Origin of the sequence: Mycobacterium sp. ITM-2016-00317, assembly GCF_002968295.1 — a bacterium.
Classification (GTDB): domain Bacteria; phylum Actinomycetota; class Actinomycetes; order Mycobacteriales; family Mycobacteriaceae; genus Mycobacterium.
On record NZ_CP134399.1, the window covers coordinates 2,989,812 to 3,005,778 of the forward strand.

Sequence of the window (15,967 nt, forward strand, 5' to 3'; positions counted from 1 at the left end):
TGGCCCCAGCCGAGAATCCGAATTGCGAGGGATGTCAGTGAAATCCACCTTGATGCCGGTCGGCGCGCGGGAGTTCGTCCGCGCCATCAGCTGCGCCGCCACCCCGGTCACCATTGTGACCACCCACGCCGACGGCCTGCGCTGGGGCCAGACCGTCTCGGCGGTGAGCCGGGTCTCCGACGAACCGGCCGTCCTCGGCGTGTGCATCAACCGGCGCAGCCCCATCAACGCGGCGATCCGGGACTGCGGTTCCTTCAATGTATCGCTGCTACGTCCCGAACATCACAGCGCTGCAGACAGTTTCGCCGGGCGCAGGCACACCGGCCGTCCGGCGTTCACGTTCCTCGACGACGAGTGGCACTCCGGCGCCAACGGGCTGCCGGTGTTCGTCGACAGCGTGGCGGCCTTCGAATGTGAGCTGCACAGCATCACCGACGTCGGCTCCCACCACCTGTACCTCGGCGAGGTGCGCCACGTCGCACACACCGACGCCGAACCGCTGCTGCACATGCGCGGCAGCTATCGCACTCTCGCCGCACACAACACGGAAGGACACCACGCATGATCAGAACCGGAGACGAGTACCGGGAATCCATCAACACCGGTCGTGAGATCTACATCGACGGCGAGCAGGTGCACGACGTCACCAAGCACCCGATGTTCGCCCCGATCGTCGACATCCGCGCCCGCATCTACGACCTGGCGCACGAGGCGGCCACCCAGGACGTGATGACCTACGTCGACGAGAACGGCGAGCGCAACGCGATCGCCAACAAGATGCCGCGGACCCAACAGGATTGGCAGGACAAGCGCCGCGCCATCGACGTGGTGCTGGATGAGGCGCGCGGGGTGGTGACCCGGGTCGGCGACGAGACCATCGGCGAGATGTGGGCGCTCTACGACGGCCAGGACGTGCTCAACGAGGTGGATCCCCGCTTCGCCGAGAACATCCGGCGCCACGTGCAGAAGGCCGCCACCGGCGACCCGTTCCACATCTCGGCCAACACCGATCCCAAGGGCGACCGCTCCAAGCGGCCCCAGGATCAGGATCCGGACATGCTGCTGCACGTGGTCCGCGAGACCGACGACGGGATCATCGTGCGCGGCGCCAAGTACGAGACCGCCGCGCCGTACGCCACCCAGGCCTACACCAAACCGACCATCGCCAACTGGGGTGACGCGAAACTCTCCGACTACGCGGTGGGTTTCATCGCCGACCTGAACGCACCGAACCTGAAGTTCATCTGCCGCACCGGATTCGCCGGCCGCCGCGACGCCGCGGACTACCCGCTGTCCAACCGGGTGGACGAGGTCGAGTCCTTGGTGATCTTCGACAACGTGCTGATCCCGTGGGACGACATCCTGTTCTACCGGCACACCCGGGCGGCCACCTTCGTGCGCAGCTGCCTGCACCGCTACAGCGCGCTGCCCTACGTGCACCGCTCGATCCGGTTCGCGGACCTGATGATCGGCGCCGCACTGTTCAACGTCCGCCAGACCGGGCTGGACAACAACCCGGCGGTGCAGGAGAAGCTGGCGATGCTGGCCTGCTACCGCGAGGGCATCGACGCGCACCTGACCGCGGCCATCGCCACCGCCGAGACCAGCCCGGGCGGACTGTTGATGCCCAACCAGTCACTGCTCTACGCCGGCCGGGTGTGGGCGCAGACCCAGCTGCCGCAGATGATGCACTGGGCCCGCGAACTGTGCGGCGGGCAGATCTGCATCACGCCGGACTCGGCCACCTTCGGCATGCCGGGCGCGGCGCCGTGGCTGGAGAAGTACTACTCGATCACCGACGAGTGGCAGGCCGACGACCGGCGCAAGCTGCTGGCCTTCGCCCGCGACCTGCTCAACAGTGACTACGCCGGGCACCGGCTGACGTTCCAGTTGTTCGCGCAGGCGCCGCCGTTCGCGCACTACCAGGCCGTCTACCGCAACTTCGACTTCGACGGCCCCCTGGCCATGGTGAAGGCGGCCGCGGAGCTGTCGGATCGGGTGGGCGCATGAAGCACCGGCGCATCCGGCCGTTCAACACCCGCGACACCTACCCGGAGCAGAACCTGGACAACGACCTGTGCCAGGCCGTCGTCGCCGGTGACACCGTTTACGTGCGCGGGCAGATCGGCCAGAATCTGGACACCTCGGAGAATGTCGGTGTCGGCGACGTGGCCGCCCAGACCGAGCAGGCGATGTCCAACATCGCCACTCTGCTCGCCGAGGCCGACGCGACCCTCGACGACATCGTGAAAGTGACGATCTACCTGGTGGATCCGCGCTACCGGGAGACCGTGTACCGGGTGATCGGCCGCTGGCTCAAAGGTGTGCACCCGGTCTCGACGGGGCTGGTGGTCAGCGCGCTGGCCCGGCCCGAGTGGCTGGTCGAGGTGGACGTGATCGCCGTCCGGCAGCAGGTGAGCGCGTGACGTTCTCGATGGCGGCGCTGGACCGCGACACCGGCGCGTTCGGCATGATCATCACCTCCTCGTCCCCGGCGGTGGCCTCCCGGTGCCTGAACATCCGGCCCGGCCTGGGCGCGGCGGCCAGCCAGAATGTGACCGACCCCAGGCTCGGCGGACAGCTGCTGGACCGGCTGGCCGCCGGCGACGACGCCCCGTCGGCGCTGGACGCGGTGGTGGCCGGCCACGAGCTGCGCGACTACCGGCAGCTGACGGTGCTGGACCGGGCCGGTCGCTCGGCGGCGTTCAGTGGCGCAGGCGCCCTCGGCGTGCACCACCACGTGGCCGGCGACGGCGTCGTCGCGGCAGGCAACATGCTGGCGAGCCCGGCCACCATCACCGAGCTGATCCGCGGATACGAGAGCTCCGCCGCGGCGGAGTTCGAACGCCGGCTGCTCGACGGGCTGGCCGCCGCGATGGCCGCCGGCGGCGAGGAGGGACCGGTGCACGCGGCGGGCCTGCTGGTCTACCGCGAGGTCGAGTGGCCTGAGACGACGCTGCGGGTGGACTGGACCGACGACGACCCGTACAGCCGGCTGGCCGAACTGTGGGCGGTGTGGGAGCCGCAGCGCGACGACTACGTGCGCCGGGCGCTGGATCCGTCCGCCGCCCCCAGCTTCGGGGTGCCGGGTGATCTCTGACCCGAAGGCCGCCGCCAGGGCACAGCTGGAGCGTGACTGGGACACCGTGCACGGGATCAGCACCGGACTGCACGCCGATCCGGAACCGGCGTGGCAGGAGGTCCGGGCGCACCGGATGCTCACCACCGTGCTGGCCGAGCGCGGCTTCAGTGTCGACGATCGCGCCGGCGGACTGGACACCGCCTTCCACGCCCGCGCCGGCAACGGTCCACTGCACGTCGCGTTCGTCGCCGAGTACGACGCGCTTCCCGGTCTCGGACACGCCTGCGGGCACAACCTGATCGCGGCGTCGGCGATCGGGGCGGCACTGATGGTGCAGGCCGCCGACGCGGGCCGGGCGCTGACCGTGCACGTCCTCGGCACCCCGGCCGAGGAGGGCGGCGGCGGCAAGATCCTGATGCTGGAGGCGGGCGAGTTCGACGGCCTGGATGCGGCACTGATGATGCATCCCGGACCGGTCGACGCGCCGCGGGCCGAGCCGATGGCGGTCGCGCACTGGCGCGTCATCTATCGCGGCGTCAGCGCGCACGCAGGCACCTACCCGCACCTGGGTGTCAACGCGGCCGACGCGTTCACCGTCGCCCAGGTGGCGATCGGGCTGCTCCGCCAGCAGTTGCCGTCTACGGCGCGGGTGCACGGCGTGGTCACCGAGGCCGGGACCGCACCCAACGCCATCCCGGACACCGCGTCGGGACGCTGGTATGTGCGGGCCCGCTCGCTGGCCGACCTCCGCGACATCGAGAAGCGGATCCGGGCCTGCTTCCAGGCCGGCGCCATCGGCACCGGCTGCGAGCTGGAGATCGAGCTGGAGTCGCCGCCGTACTCGGAATTCCGCACCGACGACGAAATCCTCGACATGTTCGTCGCCAATGCAGCGGTGCTGGGCCGGGACATGACCGCCGAGGCGCCGGAGGGCGCGGCGGCGATGAGGACGGCGTCCACCGACATGGGCAACGTGTCGCAGGAGGTGCGCGCGATCCACCCGTATCTGGGCATCGGATCGCTGCCCGCGGTCAACCACCAGCGGGAGTTCGCCGACGCGGCGATCGGCCCGGCCGCCGACGCGGCGCTGCGTGACGGCGCGACCGCGCTGGCATGGACGGCGCTCGATCTGGCCGGACGGTAATATCGCAGGCGCATCGCCCTCACGCGGGAGAGTTCCGTGGCCGCCAGCCACGGACGCCGAAGGAGCAACCCCTCTCCGTCAACCTCTCAGGCCCCAGGACCGCGCCAGGCCCCGATGCCTCTGGAAAGAGGTGCCCCGGACTCCGGGTCACCCGCCCATGGGGAAAGGCTCCCTCGCCGCCACGGCGGAGCGGCCGAATCTCTCAGGCAGCCCGGACCGGGTCGACGACAGAGGGGGAGGAGCCGCGTTCGTCTGCGCCCCGGGAGAAGTCCTCACGTGTCTGATCAGTCCCGCACCCTCTCGTTCGTCGACCGCCACATCGGCCCCGACGCGCAAGCCGTCGAAACACTGCTGAGCACGATCGGCGTCAGCTCCCTGGATGAACTGGCGGGCAAGGCCCTGCCCGCCGGGATCCTCGATGCGCTGACCGCGGCAGGCACCGCCCCCGGCCTGGAGCCGCTGCCGCCTGCGGCCAGTGAGGCCGAGGCACTGGCCGAGCTGCGCGCGATGGCCGACTCGAACACCGTCGCCGTCTCGATGATCGGGCAGGGCTACTACGACACGCTGACCCCGCCGGTGCTGCTGCGCAACATCATGGAGAACCCGGCCTGGTACACCGCCTACACGCCGTACCAGCCCGAGATCAGCCAGGGCCGGCTCGAGGCGCTGCTGAACTTCCAGACCATGGTCACCGACCTGACCGGCCTCGAGGTCGCCAACGCGTCGATGCTCGACGAGGGCACCGCCGCGGCCGAGGCGATGACCCTGATGCATCGCGCCGTGCGCGGATCGTCGACCCGGCTGGTGGTGGACCTCGACGTCTACCCGCAGACCGCGGCGATCCTGGCCACCCGCGCGGCTCCGCTGGGCTTCGAGATCGTGACCGCCGACCTGCGCAACGGCCTGCCCGACGGCGACTTCTTCGGGGTGATCGTGCAACTGCCCGGTGCAGGCGGCGCGGTCACCGACTGGTCCGGGCTGGTCACCGAAGCCCACGAGCGCGGCGCGCTGGTCGCGGTCGGCGCGGACCTCCTGGCGTTGACGCTGATCACCCCGCCCGGAGAGATCGGCGCCGACGTCGCGTTCGGCACCACCCAGCGGTTCGGGGTGCCGATGGGCTTCGGCGGCCCGCACGCCGGCTACCTCGCGGTGCATTCCAAGCACGCCCGCCAGCTGCCCGGCCGCCTGGTCGGGGTGTCCGTCGACGCGGACGGTTCACCGGCCTACCGGCTGGCGCTGCAGACCCGCGAGCAGCACATCCGCCGCGACAAGGCCACCAGCAACATCTGCACCGCGCAGGTCCTGCTGGCCGTGATGGCGGCGATGTACGCGTCCTACCACGGTCCCGACGGGTTGCGCGCGATCGCGCAGCGTGTCCACAACCACGCCCGGGCGCTGGCCGCGGGCCTGACGGCGGCCGGTGTCGAGGTCGTGCACGAGTCGTTCTTCGACACCGTGAAGGCACGGGTCCCGGGCCGCGCCCACGAGGTCCGCACCGCGGCCAAGGAGCGCGGCATCAACGTCTGGCTCGTCGACGACGACCACGTCTCGGTGTCCTGCGACGAAGCCACCACCGACGGCCACATCGCCGACGTGCTGGCCGCGTTCTCCGCCGAGCCGGCCACCGGCGATTACGCCGGCCCGTCGATCACGACGAGGACCTCGCAGTTCCTCACCCATCCGGCGTTCTCGAAGTACCGCACCGAGACCGAGATGATGCGCTACCTGCGGTCGCTGGCCGACAAGGACATCGCGCTGGACCGCAGCATGATCCCGCTCGGCTCGTGCACGATGAAACTCAACGCCGCCGCCGAGATGGAGCCGATCACCTGGCCGGAGTTCGGCCGCCAGCACCCGTTCGGGCCGGCCTCCGACACCCCGGGTCTGCGCCGCCTGATCGCCGACCTGCAGACCTGGCTCACCGCGATCACCGGGTACGACGAGATCTCGCTGCAGCCGAACGCCGGATCGCAGGGGGAGTATGCCGGTTTGCTGGCGATCCAGGCCTACCACGCGGCGCGCGGCGACACCGGACGTGACGTCTGCCTGATCCCGTCGAGCGCGCACGGCACCAACGCGGCGTCGGCGGCGATGGTCGGCATGAAGGTGGTCGTGGTGGCCTGCCGGGCGAACGGCGACGTCGACCTCGACGATCTCCGGGCCAAGGTCGCCGCACACGCCGACCGGCTGTCGGCGCTGATGATCACCTACCCGTCCACGCACGGCGTCTACGAGCACGACGTCGCCGACATCTGCGCCGCGGTGCACGACGCCGGCGGCCAGGTCTACGTCGACGGCGCGAACCTGAACGCGCTGGTCGGGCTGGCCCGTCCGGGCCGCTTCGGCGGCGACGTCAGCCACCTGAACCTGCACAAGACGTTCTGCATCCCGCACGGCGGCGGCGGGCCCGGCGTGGGCCCGGTCGCGGTGCGCTCGCACCTGGCGCCCTACCTGCCGGGCCATCCGCTGGCCCCGGAACTGTCCGACGAACACACCGTGTCGGCCGCGCCGTACGGGTCGGCGTCCATCCTGCCGATCACCTGGGCCTACATCCGCATGATGGGCGCCGAAGGGCTGCGATCGGCCACCCTGGTGGCCATCGCGTCGGCCAACTACATCGCGCGCCGCCTCGACGAGTACTACCCGGTGCTCTACACCGGCGAGCACGGCATGGTCGCCCATGAGTGCATCCTCGATCTGCGCGCGATCACCAAGACCACCGGAGTCACCGTCGACGACGTCGCCAAGCGGCTGGCCGACTACGGCTTCCACGCGCCGACGATGAGCTTCCCGGTCGCAGGCACGCTGATGGTGGAGCCGACCGAGAGCGAATCGCTGGCCGAGATCGACGCCTTCTGCGACGCGATGATCGCGATCCGCGGCGAGATCGACAAGGTCGGATCCGGGACGTGGTCGGTGGACGACAACCCGCTGCGCGGCGCCCCGCACACCGCGGACTGCCTGCTGGTCGAGGACTGGGACCACCCCTACACCCGCGAGCAGGCCGCCTATCCGCTGGGCAAGGCGTTCCGGCCGAAGGTGTGGCCGCCCGTGCGGCGCATCGACGGCGCCTACGGCGACCGCAACCTGGTGTGCTCCTGCCCGCCGGTGGAGGCCTTCGCCTGACGGGTGTCGCCGGGTTATAGGGTGACGCGCATGACGGGAGCCCCAGGAGAGGTCGCGGCCGGACAGCCCAAGCTGTTCATCTTTCCGCACGCGGGTGGTTCGGCGCAGTACTACGTGCCCTTCGCCAAGACGTTCACCACCGACGTCAAGCGGGTCGCGGTGCAGTATCCGGGGCAGCGCGGCAAGCAGGATTTCGCGGCGTTCACCAGCCTGCCCGCGCTCGCCGACGAGGTGTGCAAGATGGTGTCGCCGGACAAAGACCACGGCGGCCCGGTGAGCTTTTTCGGGCACAGTATGGGCGGTTTGCTGGCGTTCGAGGTGGCCCGCCGCTTCGAGGAGGCGGGCCTGCCGATCACCGCGCTGTTCGTCTCGGCCGTCGCGGCGCCGGGCCGGGTCGGGTACGAGGACATCCCCGACGACGACGAGGGGCTGCTGGCCGCGGTCAGCTCGATGACCGGCGCCAACCCGGAGTTCATGAAGAACCCGGAGTTCGCCGCCGCGATCCTGCCGACGCTGCGCGGGCTGAAGGCGATCGCCAATTACACCTGCCCACCGGAGGTGCGGTTGTCGGCGCCCATCCACGCGTTCTACGGCGACGACGACGAGATCGCCACGACGGACAAGGTCAAGCCGTGGGCAGAGCGGACCACGGCCGAGTTCACCGCGCGCGAACTGCCCGGGCACCACTTCTACCTCAACGACCACCTCGGCGAGGTGGTGCCGGACATCGAGACCAAGCTCTGGGCGCGGTTGGCCGGCACGGTGTGAATCCGGTGTGGTCTTCGCCACACGGGTTGGTCGCTGGGCGGGCGCGTCAGCTCCGCTGCCCCGATTGTCGGCGACCCCGCAGTGCTGTCGCGGATCACCTGTCTGGCCTGCATATTACCGCTGAGTCAGATAATTAATTGACGCCAGCGTGCGATCTGGGCAAACCCCTTACGCGCGCGTCAAGACGATACGAGCACTGCGTTCAGCGATCGCGTCGGCGTAACCGCGTACCTAGACGTCATAGGTTGGAGCAACGCGAATACCGGGTGCCAAGTGCAGCGTTACATCATCTGGCAAAACTGTGAAGATGCTGCCAATTCGGTGTCAGGTCATTGCAAATGCAGGAAAATGAAGAAAAGAAGCCCAATCCGCCGACTTCCCTCTGGCAAGCATGTCGTGGTCTAATCCTTGGTCGGATTACGCGACAATATTGACGGGTCAGTGTTAGCCTTCGGGCGAGCGGGGGAGTGCGCGGCCGAGAGCTGCGAACTGGTTTGCCATCCACGGCAATGGAGCCGGGACGCAGAAGATACGAAAGGACGTCGCCATGCCGTTGCTTGAGTCGACCATTCCTGGGTTGCTCGCCGAGCGCGCGCGTACGCAGCCCGATGACGTGGCCTACACGTTCCTCGATTTCGACGTCGATCCCGAGGGCTTCGAGGAAACGCTGACGTGGTCTCAGGTCTACCACCGTGTCCAGGTGGTCGCCGAGGAACTGCTGCGGCACGGCTCCAAGGGGGACCGGGCCGCGATCCTGGCCCCGCAGGGCCTGGAATACATCATCGCCTTCTACGGCGCGATGGCAGCCGGGTTCATCGCGGTGCCGCTGCCGGTGCCGGCGATGGGCCAACTCGACGAGCGGGTCAACGGCGCGCTGCGCGACTGCCAGCCGGTCGCGGTGTTCACCACCTCGGCCGTCGTCGGCGACATCATGACCTACGTCGGCGGGCTCACGGGCGGTACGACGCCGGCCGTCATCGAGGTCGACGCCCTGGATTTCGATTCGCCACGACACGTCGAGGTGAACGTCGGTCCGCTGCCCAAGACCGCGTACCTGCAGTACACGTCGGGCTCCACACGCTCGCCGGCCGGCGTGATCATGACCCACCGCAACGTCATCGCCAACCTCGAGCAGATCTTCACCGACTACATGTCGCACCGGGGTGGCGTGCCGCCGCAGGACACCACGCTGGTCTCGTGGCTGCCCTTCTACCACGACATGGGCCTGATCCAGGGCGTCTTCGCGCCGCTGCTGTGCCCACCGGACCGCGGGGAGACCCGTTGGGGCCGCCCCGCCAAGATCATGAGCCCGGTCGCCTTCCTGCAGCGGCCCGCCCGCTGGATCCAGCAGCTCGCACTCAACCCGCACGCATGGTCGGCGGCGCCGAACTTCGCGTTCGAACTGTCCGTGCGGCGCACCTCCGACGCCGACCTGGAGGGGATGGACCTCGGCAACGTACTGGGCATCATCAGCGGCAGCGAGCGCATCCACTCGGCCACCATCCGCCGATTCAACGAGCGGTTCGCGAAGTTCAACATGCCGGACACCACCGTGCGGCCGTCCTACGGCCTGGCCGAGGCGACCCTGTACGTGATCTCGGCGCAGATCGGGCACACCCCCGCCACCGTGCGGTTCGACTACGAGAAGCTGTCGGCCGGTCACGCCGAGCGTTGCGGCTCCGAGTCGGGTACCGAGCTGGTGAGCTATGGAGCGCCGCGCTCGTCCACGATCCGCATCGTGGACCCCGAGACCCGCACCGAGAATCCCGACGGCAAGATCGGCGAGATCTGGGTGCACGGCGATCAGGTCGCGACGGGCTACTGGCGCAACCCACAGCAGACCGAGCGCACCTTCGGCGGCGAGATCGCCGCCCCGTCCGAGGGCACCCCGGTCGGGCCGTGGCTGAAGACCGGCGACCTCGGCGTGATGTCGGAGGGCGAGATGTTCATCATCGGCCGCATCAAGGACCTGCTGATCGTCGACGGGCGCAACCACTACCCCGACGACATCGAGGCCACCATCCAGGAGATCACCGGCGGCCGGGTGGCCGCGATCTCGGTGCTCGACGACACCAGCGAGCAGCTCGTCGCCATCGCCGAGCTGAAGAAGAAGGGCAGTTCCGAGGCCGAGGCTCTGGACAAGCTGCGGGCGGTCAAGCGCGAGGTCGCCTCGGCGATCAAACGGTCGCACAGCGTGCGCGTCGCCGACCTGGTGCTGGTGGCACCGGGTTCCATCCCCATCACTACTAGCGGAAAGATTCGGCGCTCTGCCTGTGTCGACCGATACCGACAGGACGAGTTCAGCCGGCTGGACGTCACTACATGACCTCTGCTTTCGACGAGGACGCAATCCGTAACTGGTTGGTCGACTATCTGGTCACCAACATCGGCTGCAGTCCCGACGAGATCGATTTCGATGCCCCTCTGAACGACCTGGCTGTCGGCTCCAGCGACGCGGTCGTGCTGACCGGTGAGCTCTCCGAGCTGCTGGGCCGCGCGGTCTCGCCGGTGGAGTTCTGGCAGTACCCGACGATCAACGCGCTCGCGAAGTTCCTCACCGGCGGCGAGGTCGAAGCCGCCACCGAGGCGCCCGTCGTGCGCGAGTACAGCGCGGACGACGAGCCGATCGCGGTGATCGGGCTGGGCTGCCGGTTCCCGGGCGGTGCCGACCTCGAGGGCAACATCGCCGGCCCCGACGCGTACTGGCAGTTCCTGATGGAAGGCCGGTCGGCGGTGCGCGAGGTGCCCGCGGACCGGTGGGAGTCGTTCCAGGTCAACACCCCGGAGGCGGCGGCCGCGCTGGCCGGCACCACCCGCTGGGGTGCGTTCCTGCGCGACCTGGACGCGTTCGACGCCGAGTACTTCGAGATCTCGCCGAGCGAGGCCGACAAGATGGACCCGCAGCAGCGCCTGCTGCTGGAGGTCACCCAGGAGGCGCTCGAACACGCCGGCATCCCGGCGCACACGCTGCGGCACACCCAGACCGGGGTGTTCGCGGCGGCCTGCCTCGGCGAGTACGGGTATCTGTCCACCGTCGACCTCGGTGACGTCGACTCCTGGTCGGGCACCGGTGGCGCGCTGAGCATCATCGCCAACCGGGTGTCGTACTACTTCGACCTGCGCGGCCCGTCCCTGACCGTGGACACCGCGTGTTCGTCGTCGCTGGTGACGATTCACCTGGCATGTCAGAGCCTGCGCTCGGGTGACTCCAACATGGCGCTTGCCGCCGGGGTGAACCTGCTGCTCTCGCCTGCGGTCACGCGCAGCTTCGACCAGCTCGAGGCGATGTCCAAGACGGGGCAGTGCCACGCGTTCGACGCCGCCGCCGATGGTTTCGTGCGCGGTGAGGGCTGCGGGGTCGCGGTGCTCAAGCGGCTGTCCGACGCCCAGCGCGACGGCGACCGCATCCTCGCGGTGATCCGCGGTTCGGCGGTCAACCAGGACGGCCGCTCCAACGGTCTGATGGCGCCGAACCCGGCCTCCCAGATGGCGGTGCTGCGCTCCGCCTACGCCGCCGCGGGCATCGAGCCCCGCGAAGTCGATTACATCGAGACGCACGGCACCGGGACGCTGCTGGGCGACCCGATCGAGGCCCGCGCGCTGGGCACGGTGCTCGGCAAGGGCCGCCCGGCCGATGCGCCGCTGCTGCTCGGCGCGGTGAAGTCCAACCTCGGCCACCTGGAGGCCGCCGCAGGCATCGCCGGGTTCGCCAAGGCCGTATTGGCCCTGCAACACAACCAGATCCCGGCCAACCTCGGCTACCAGAACCCCAACCCGCACATCCCGTTCGACAACCTGCGCCTCAAGGTGATCGCCGAGCACACCGACTGGGCCTCGTCCGGCCGGCCGCGCCGTGCGGGCGTCTCGTCGTTCGGCTTCGGCGGCACCAACGCCCACGTGATCCTCGAGCAGGCACCGGTGCCCGCGCCCGCGCCTGCCCCCGAACCCTCGGCGGTCACCACCCTGGTGGTGTCCGGCAGGACGCCCGAGCGGATCGCCGCGCAGGCCGCGATGCTGTCCGAGTGGATGGCCGGGCCGGAAGGCGCACCGGTGTCGCTGCCGGAGATCGCCCACACCCTCAACCACCACCGCACCCGCCACCAGAAGTTCGCGACGGTGGCGGCCCGCGACCGCGACCAGGCCATCGCCGGACTGCAGGCGCTGGCCGCCGGGCAGAGCGCACCCGGGGTCGTCGCCGCACCGACGGCGTCGCGCAAGCCGGGCACGGTGTTCGTGTACTCCGGGCAGGGGTCGCAGTGGCCGGGGATGGCCCGCCAACTGCTGGCCGACGAGCCGGCGTTCGCCGAGGCGCTGGCGGAGATCGAACCGGTGTTCGTCGAGCAGGTCGGCTTCTCGCTGCGCGACGTCGTCGCCAACGGCGAACCGATCAGCGGTGACGCCCAGGTACAGCCGGTGCTGATGGGTCTGCAACTTGCGCTGACCGAGCTGTGGCGTTCCCACGGCGTGCACCCGGATGCGGTGATCGGGCACTCGATGGGCGAGGTGACCGCCGCGGTGGTGGCCGGGGCGCTGAGCCGGGCCGACGGGCTGAAGGTGATCGCCGCACGCTCGTCGATCATGTCCCGGCTGGCCGGGCAGGGCGCCGTCGCGCTGGTCGAGCTCGACCCCGACGCCGCGGCCGCGTTCATCGCGGACTACCCCAGTGTCGAGGTGGCCGGCTACGTCTCGCCGCGCCAGACCGTGGTGGCCGGCCTGCCCGAGCAGGTCGACGCGGTGATCGCCGCGGTGACCGCCGAGGACAGGTTCGCCCGTCGGGTCAACATGGAGGTCGCCTCGCACACCGCGCTGATGGACCCGGTGCTGCCGGATCTGCGTGAGGCGCTGGCCGGTGTCACCCCCCGGATGGCGAACATCCCGTTCCTGTCCACGGTCACCGAGCCCGACGGCGAGCCGACGCTGGACGCCGACTACTGGGTGGCCAACGTGCGCCAACCGGTCAAGTTCCGCCAGGCCGTCGAAGCGGCCGCCGCGGAGATCGGCACGTTCATCGAGGTCAGTCCGAACCCGATCCTGACGTATGCGATCAGTGACACGCTGGAGTCGCCCGCGCACGCCACATTCGGCACGCTCGCGCGCGACGCCGACGACACGCTGACCTTCCACACCGCGCTGAACGCGACGTTCACCGGCCATCCGCCGGAGACCCCGCACCACGGCGAGCCGCACGCGGCGCTGCCTGGCGCCACGCCGTGGCATCACACCCGCCACTGGGCGATCCGCAAGCAGGCCGCCTCGGGTGCGTCGGCGCCGAACCCGGGCACCGTGCTCGGGGCGCACACCGCCGTCGCCGGGACCCGGCCCGGGCATCTGTGGCAGGCCCGGCTCGCGCCGCAGGCCCGGCCCTACCCGAACGCGCACCGGTTCGCCGGGGTGGAGATCGTTCCGCTGTCGGTGCTGCTGCAGACCTTGTCGCTGGCGGCCTCCCGCACCGGGCCCTCCGCGGTGACCGACGTCCGGTTCGACTTCCCGATCACCGTCGACGGACCCCGTCTGGTGCAGGTCTACAGCGACGGGGACACGATCACGATCTCGTCGTCGACCGCGACCGGGGACGACGACGCGCCGCAGCGCTGGGTCCGCCACGCCACGGCGCGCGTCGCCCACCAGGTCCCGGACGCGGATGCCGCGCCCGCCGTGCCGTCGTCGGCGTACGACCCGTCGGCGCTGACCGAACTCCACAGCGCGTGGGGCATCGACGGCCTGGCCTACCCGTGGACCGTCGCATCCCACGACGCGACGTCCGGGGAGCTGAGCACCGTCGTCGACCTCGGGTCCGGTTCCCTGACCGGCCTGCTGGACGCCGCCGTCAACCTGGGCCGACTCGTCGACTCGTCGACCCCCGGACTGATGGTGCCGTCCGCCGCCGCCGACGTGCGCGTCGACCAGGCGCCGGCCGGTGCCCGCGGCGTGGTCGTGGCCCGCAACCGCGGACGGGACGGCGACGACCTGCTCGTCGACCTCACGATCACCGGCGAAGACGGCACGCCCTACGCCCGGATCACCGGGCTGCGGTACGCGCCGGTCGAGATCGCGACGGTCACCGCATCGGCCGCCGCCGACCCGCAGCGCATCGCGCACCGGCTCGACTGGCAGCCCTGGACCCCGGAGGCCGCGGCGACCGATACCGGTGCCGTCGCGGTCGTCGGCGACGGCGAGACCGCCCTCGCGGTGCGCGACGCCGTCGCGGCGACCGGCCGGTCGCTGACCGAGGTGTCCGACGCGCGTTTCGTCGTGTACGTGGCCTCCGACAGCCCGGTGGACTCCGACAGCGCTCAGGCGAGCGACCAGGATGAGACCGTGCGGCTGACCACCGAGGTGGCAGGCCTGGTCGGCGAACTCGCCGATCGGGAACCGCGCAACCCGGCCACGTTGTGGATCCTCACCCGCGGGGTGTACGAATCCGCGACCGACACGGCGCTGCGACAGAGCGGCCTGTGGGGTCTGGCGGGCGTCGTCGGCGCAGAACAGCCCCAGCTGTGGGGCGGCCTGGTCGACTTCCCGGCCGACGACGTGGCCGCCGCCGCGGACGTGTTCGCGACCGCGCTGTCGACACCGGTCAAGTCGGTTGCGATCCTGCGCGACGGCGAGCTGCGCACGTCGGCGCTGGCCTCGATCGACGACGCCCCGGCACGCGAGACACTGCGCTGCCGGCCCGACGCGGCATACCTGATCACCGGCGGCATGGGTGTGCTCGGCCTGCTGATGGCCGACTGGCTGGCCGATCGCGGCGCCCGCCGCGTCGTGCTGGCCGGCCGCACCGCACTGCCGCCCCGCCGACAGTGGGACGGCACCACCGACGACGCCACGCGCCAGAAGATCGCCGCGATCCGGGCGCTGGAATCGCGCGGGGTCGCCGTCGACACCGTGGCCGTGGACATCGCGTCGCGTGACGCGGTGACCGCGATGCTCGACAAGCGCGACGCCGACGGCGCACCGCCGATCCGCGGCGTCATCCACGCCGCGGGTATGACCGAGGCGCAGCTGCTCACCGAGGTCAGCGCCGAGCGCGTGCACCGCACGGTGTGGCCGAAGATCGCCGGAGCGCGGGTGCTCGACGAGGTCTTCCCCGTCGGCAGCCTCGATTTCCTGTACCTGGCCGCGTCGGCGGGCGCGGTGTTCGGCGTCCCGGGACAGGGCGCCTACGCCGCAGGCAACGCCTATCTCGACGCGTTGGCCCGGTTCCGGCACAGCCAGGGCGACAACACCGTCAGTCTGGACTGGGTGGCATGGCAGGGGCTCGGCTTCGGTAGCGAGGCCCAGGTCGTGATCTCCGAGCTGGAGCGCGTCGGGTCGCGTCCGGTGGTGCCGGCCGAGGCGTTCGCTGCCTGGGACCACGTCACCCGCTTCGACATCGCCCAGGTGGTGATGGCCCCGATGCAGTCCGCCGAGGACGCCACCGCGGTCACCTCCGACGCACACCGGGCGGCACCGACGCGGGACTGGGCGGCGCTGGCGCCCGACGAGCTGCTCTCCGAGCTGCAGGACGGGCTGCGCGGCATCCTGGCGACCGAGCTGCGGTTGCCCGAGAGCGACGTGCACACCGACCGGCCGTTCGCGGAGATGGGCCTGAACTCGGTGATGGCGATGTCGATCCGCCGCGAGGTGGAGCGTCTGGTCGGGTTGGAGTTGTCGGCGACGATGCTGTTCAATCACCCGACGATCGCGTCGTTCGCGAACTACCTGGCCAAACAGCTCGTGCCCGACACCGACGGTGACGACGAGGTCGCCGACGACGGTGACAGTCTGCTGGATTCGCTGTTCGACAGCGTTGAGAACTGATTTTCCTGATTGCCCCGATGCACGAGACCATGTCGGGAGTGGATTGA

Annotated in this window: 9 protein-coding genes and 2 riboswitches; all 9 genes read left to right on the top strand. The window is 70.2% G+C overall.

Going from position 1 to position 15,967, the window contains the following annotated elements; genetic code table 11:
* Positions 1-37: 37 nt before the first annotated feature.
* Positions 38-565: a flavin reductase family protein gene (locus tag C6A87_RS14260; protein WP_311117787.1), complete on the top strand. Its 528-nt coding sequence runs from the start codon at positions 38-40 to the stop codon at positions 563-565.
* Positions 562-2,010, top strand: coding sequence for a 4-hydroxyphenylacetate 3-hydroxylase family protein (locus C6A87_RS14265; RefSeq protein WP_311117788.1), 1,449 nt, complete (start codon positions 562-564; stop codon positions 2,008-2,010). The genes C6A87_RS14260 and C6A87_RS14265 overlap by 4 nt, the downstream gene beginning before the upstream one ends.
* Complete coding sequence (locus tag C6A87_RS14270) at positions 2,007-2,426, top strand: RidA family protein (RefSeq protein ID WP_311117789.1); 420 nt, start codon at positions 2,007-2,009, stop codon at positions 2,424-2,426. The genes C6A87_RS14265 and C6A87_RS14270 overlap by 4 nt, the downstream gene beginning before the upstream one ends.
* Complete coding sequence (locus tag C6A87_RS14275; protein ID WP_311117790.1) at positions 2,423-3,100, top strand: DUF1028 domain-containing protein; 678 nt, start codon at positions 2,423-2,425, stop codon at positions 3,098-3,100. The genes C6A87_RS14270 and C6A87_RS14275 overlap by 4 nt, the downstream gene beginning before the upstream one ends.
* On the top strand, positions 3,093-4,226 hold the full coding sequence (locus C6A87_RS14280) for a M20 family metallopeptidase (RefSeq protein WP_396837097.1): 1,134 nt from the start codon (positions 3,093-3,095) through the stop codon (positions 4,224-4,226). Before C6A87_RS14275 ends, C6A87_RS14280 begins: the two co-directional genes overlap by 8 nt.
* A 14-nt stretch (positions 4,227-4,240) precedes the next feature.
* A riboswitch (glycine riboswitch) is annotated at positions 4,241-4,334 on the top strand.
* Positions 4,335-4,336: 2 nt separating this feature from the next.
* Positions 4,337-4,467, top strand: a riboswitch (glycine riboswitch).
* 35 nt (positions 4,468-4,502) lie between these two features.
* Positions 4,503-7,352: an aminomethyl-transferring glycine dehydrogenase gene (gene gcvP, locus C6A87_RS14285; RefSeq protein WP_311117792.1), complete on the top strand. Its 2,850-nt coding sequence runs from the start codon at positions 4,503-4,505 to the stop codon at positions 7,350-7,352.
* A 30-nt stretch (positions 7,353-7,382) separates the two neighbouring features.
* Positions 7,383-8,120 (top strand): alpha/beta fold hydrolase, encoded by a 738-nt coding sequence (locus C6A87_RS14290; protein ID WP_311117793.1) that lies wholly within the window; start codon positions 7,383-7,385, stop codon positions 8,118-8,120.
* Between the two features lie 547 nt (positions 8,121-8,667).
* On the top strand, positions 8,668-10,446 hold the full coding sequence (locus C6A87_RS14295) for an AMP-binding protein (RefSeq protein ID WP_311117794.1): 1,779 nt from the start codon (positions 8,668-8,670) through the stop codon (positions 10,444-10,446).
* Positions 10,443-15,920: a type I polyketide synthase gene (locus C6A87_RS14300; RefSeq protein ID WP_311117795.1), complete on the top strand. Its 5,478-nt coding sequence runs from the start codon at positions 10,443-10,445 to the stop codon at positions 15,918-15,920. Before C6A87_RS14295 ends, C6A87_RS14300 begins: the two co-directional genes overlap by 4 nt.
* Positions 15,921-15,967 lie beyond the last annotated feature (47 nt).

Excerpts from the sequence above, each read along its gene's own strand:
- C6A87_RS14300 (WP_311117795.1), top strand. The coding sequence starts at position 10,443 with ATGACCTCTGCTTTCGACGAGGACGCAATCCGTAACTGGTTGGTCGAC.
- C6A87_RS14290 (WP_311117793.1), top strand. The coding sequence starts at position 7,383 with ATGACGGGAGCCCCAGGAGAGGTCGCGGCCGGACAGCCCAAGCTGTTC.
- C6A87_RS14270 (WP_311117789.1), top strand. The coding sequence starts at position 2,007 with ATGAAGCACCGGCGCATCCGGCCGTTCAACACCCGCGACACCTACCCG.
- C6A87_RS14295 (WP_311117794.1), top strand. The coding sequence starts at position 8,668 with ATGCCGTTGCTTGAGTCGACCATTCCTGGGTTGCTCGCCGAGCGCGCG.
- C6A87_RS14265 (WP_311117788.1), top strand. The coding sequence starts at position 562 with ATGATCAGAACCGGAGACGAGTACCGGGAATCCATCAACACCGGTCGT.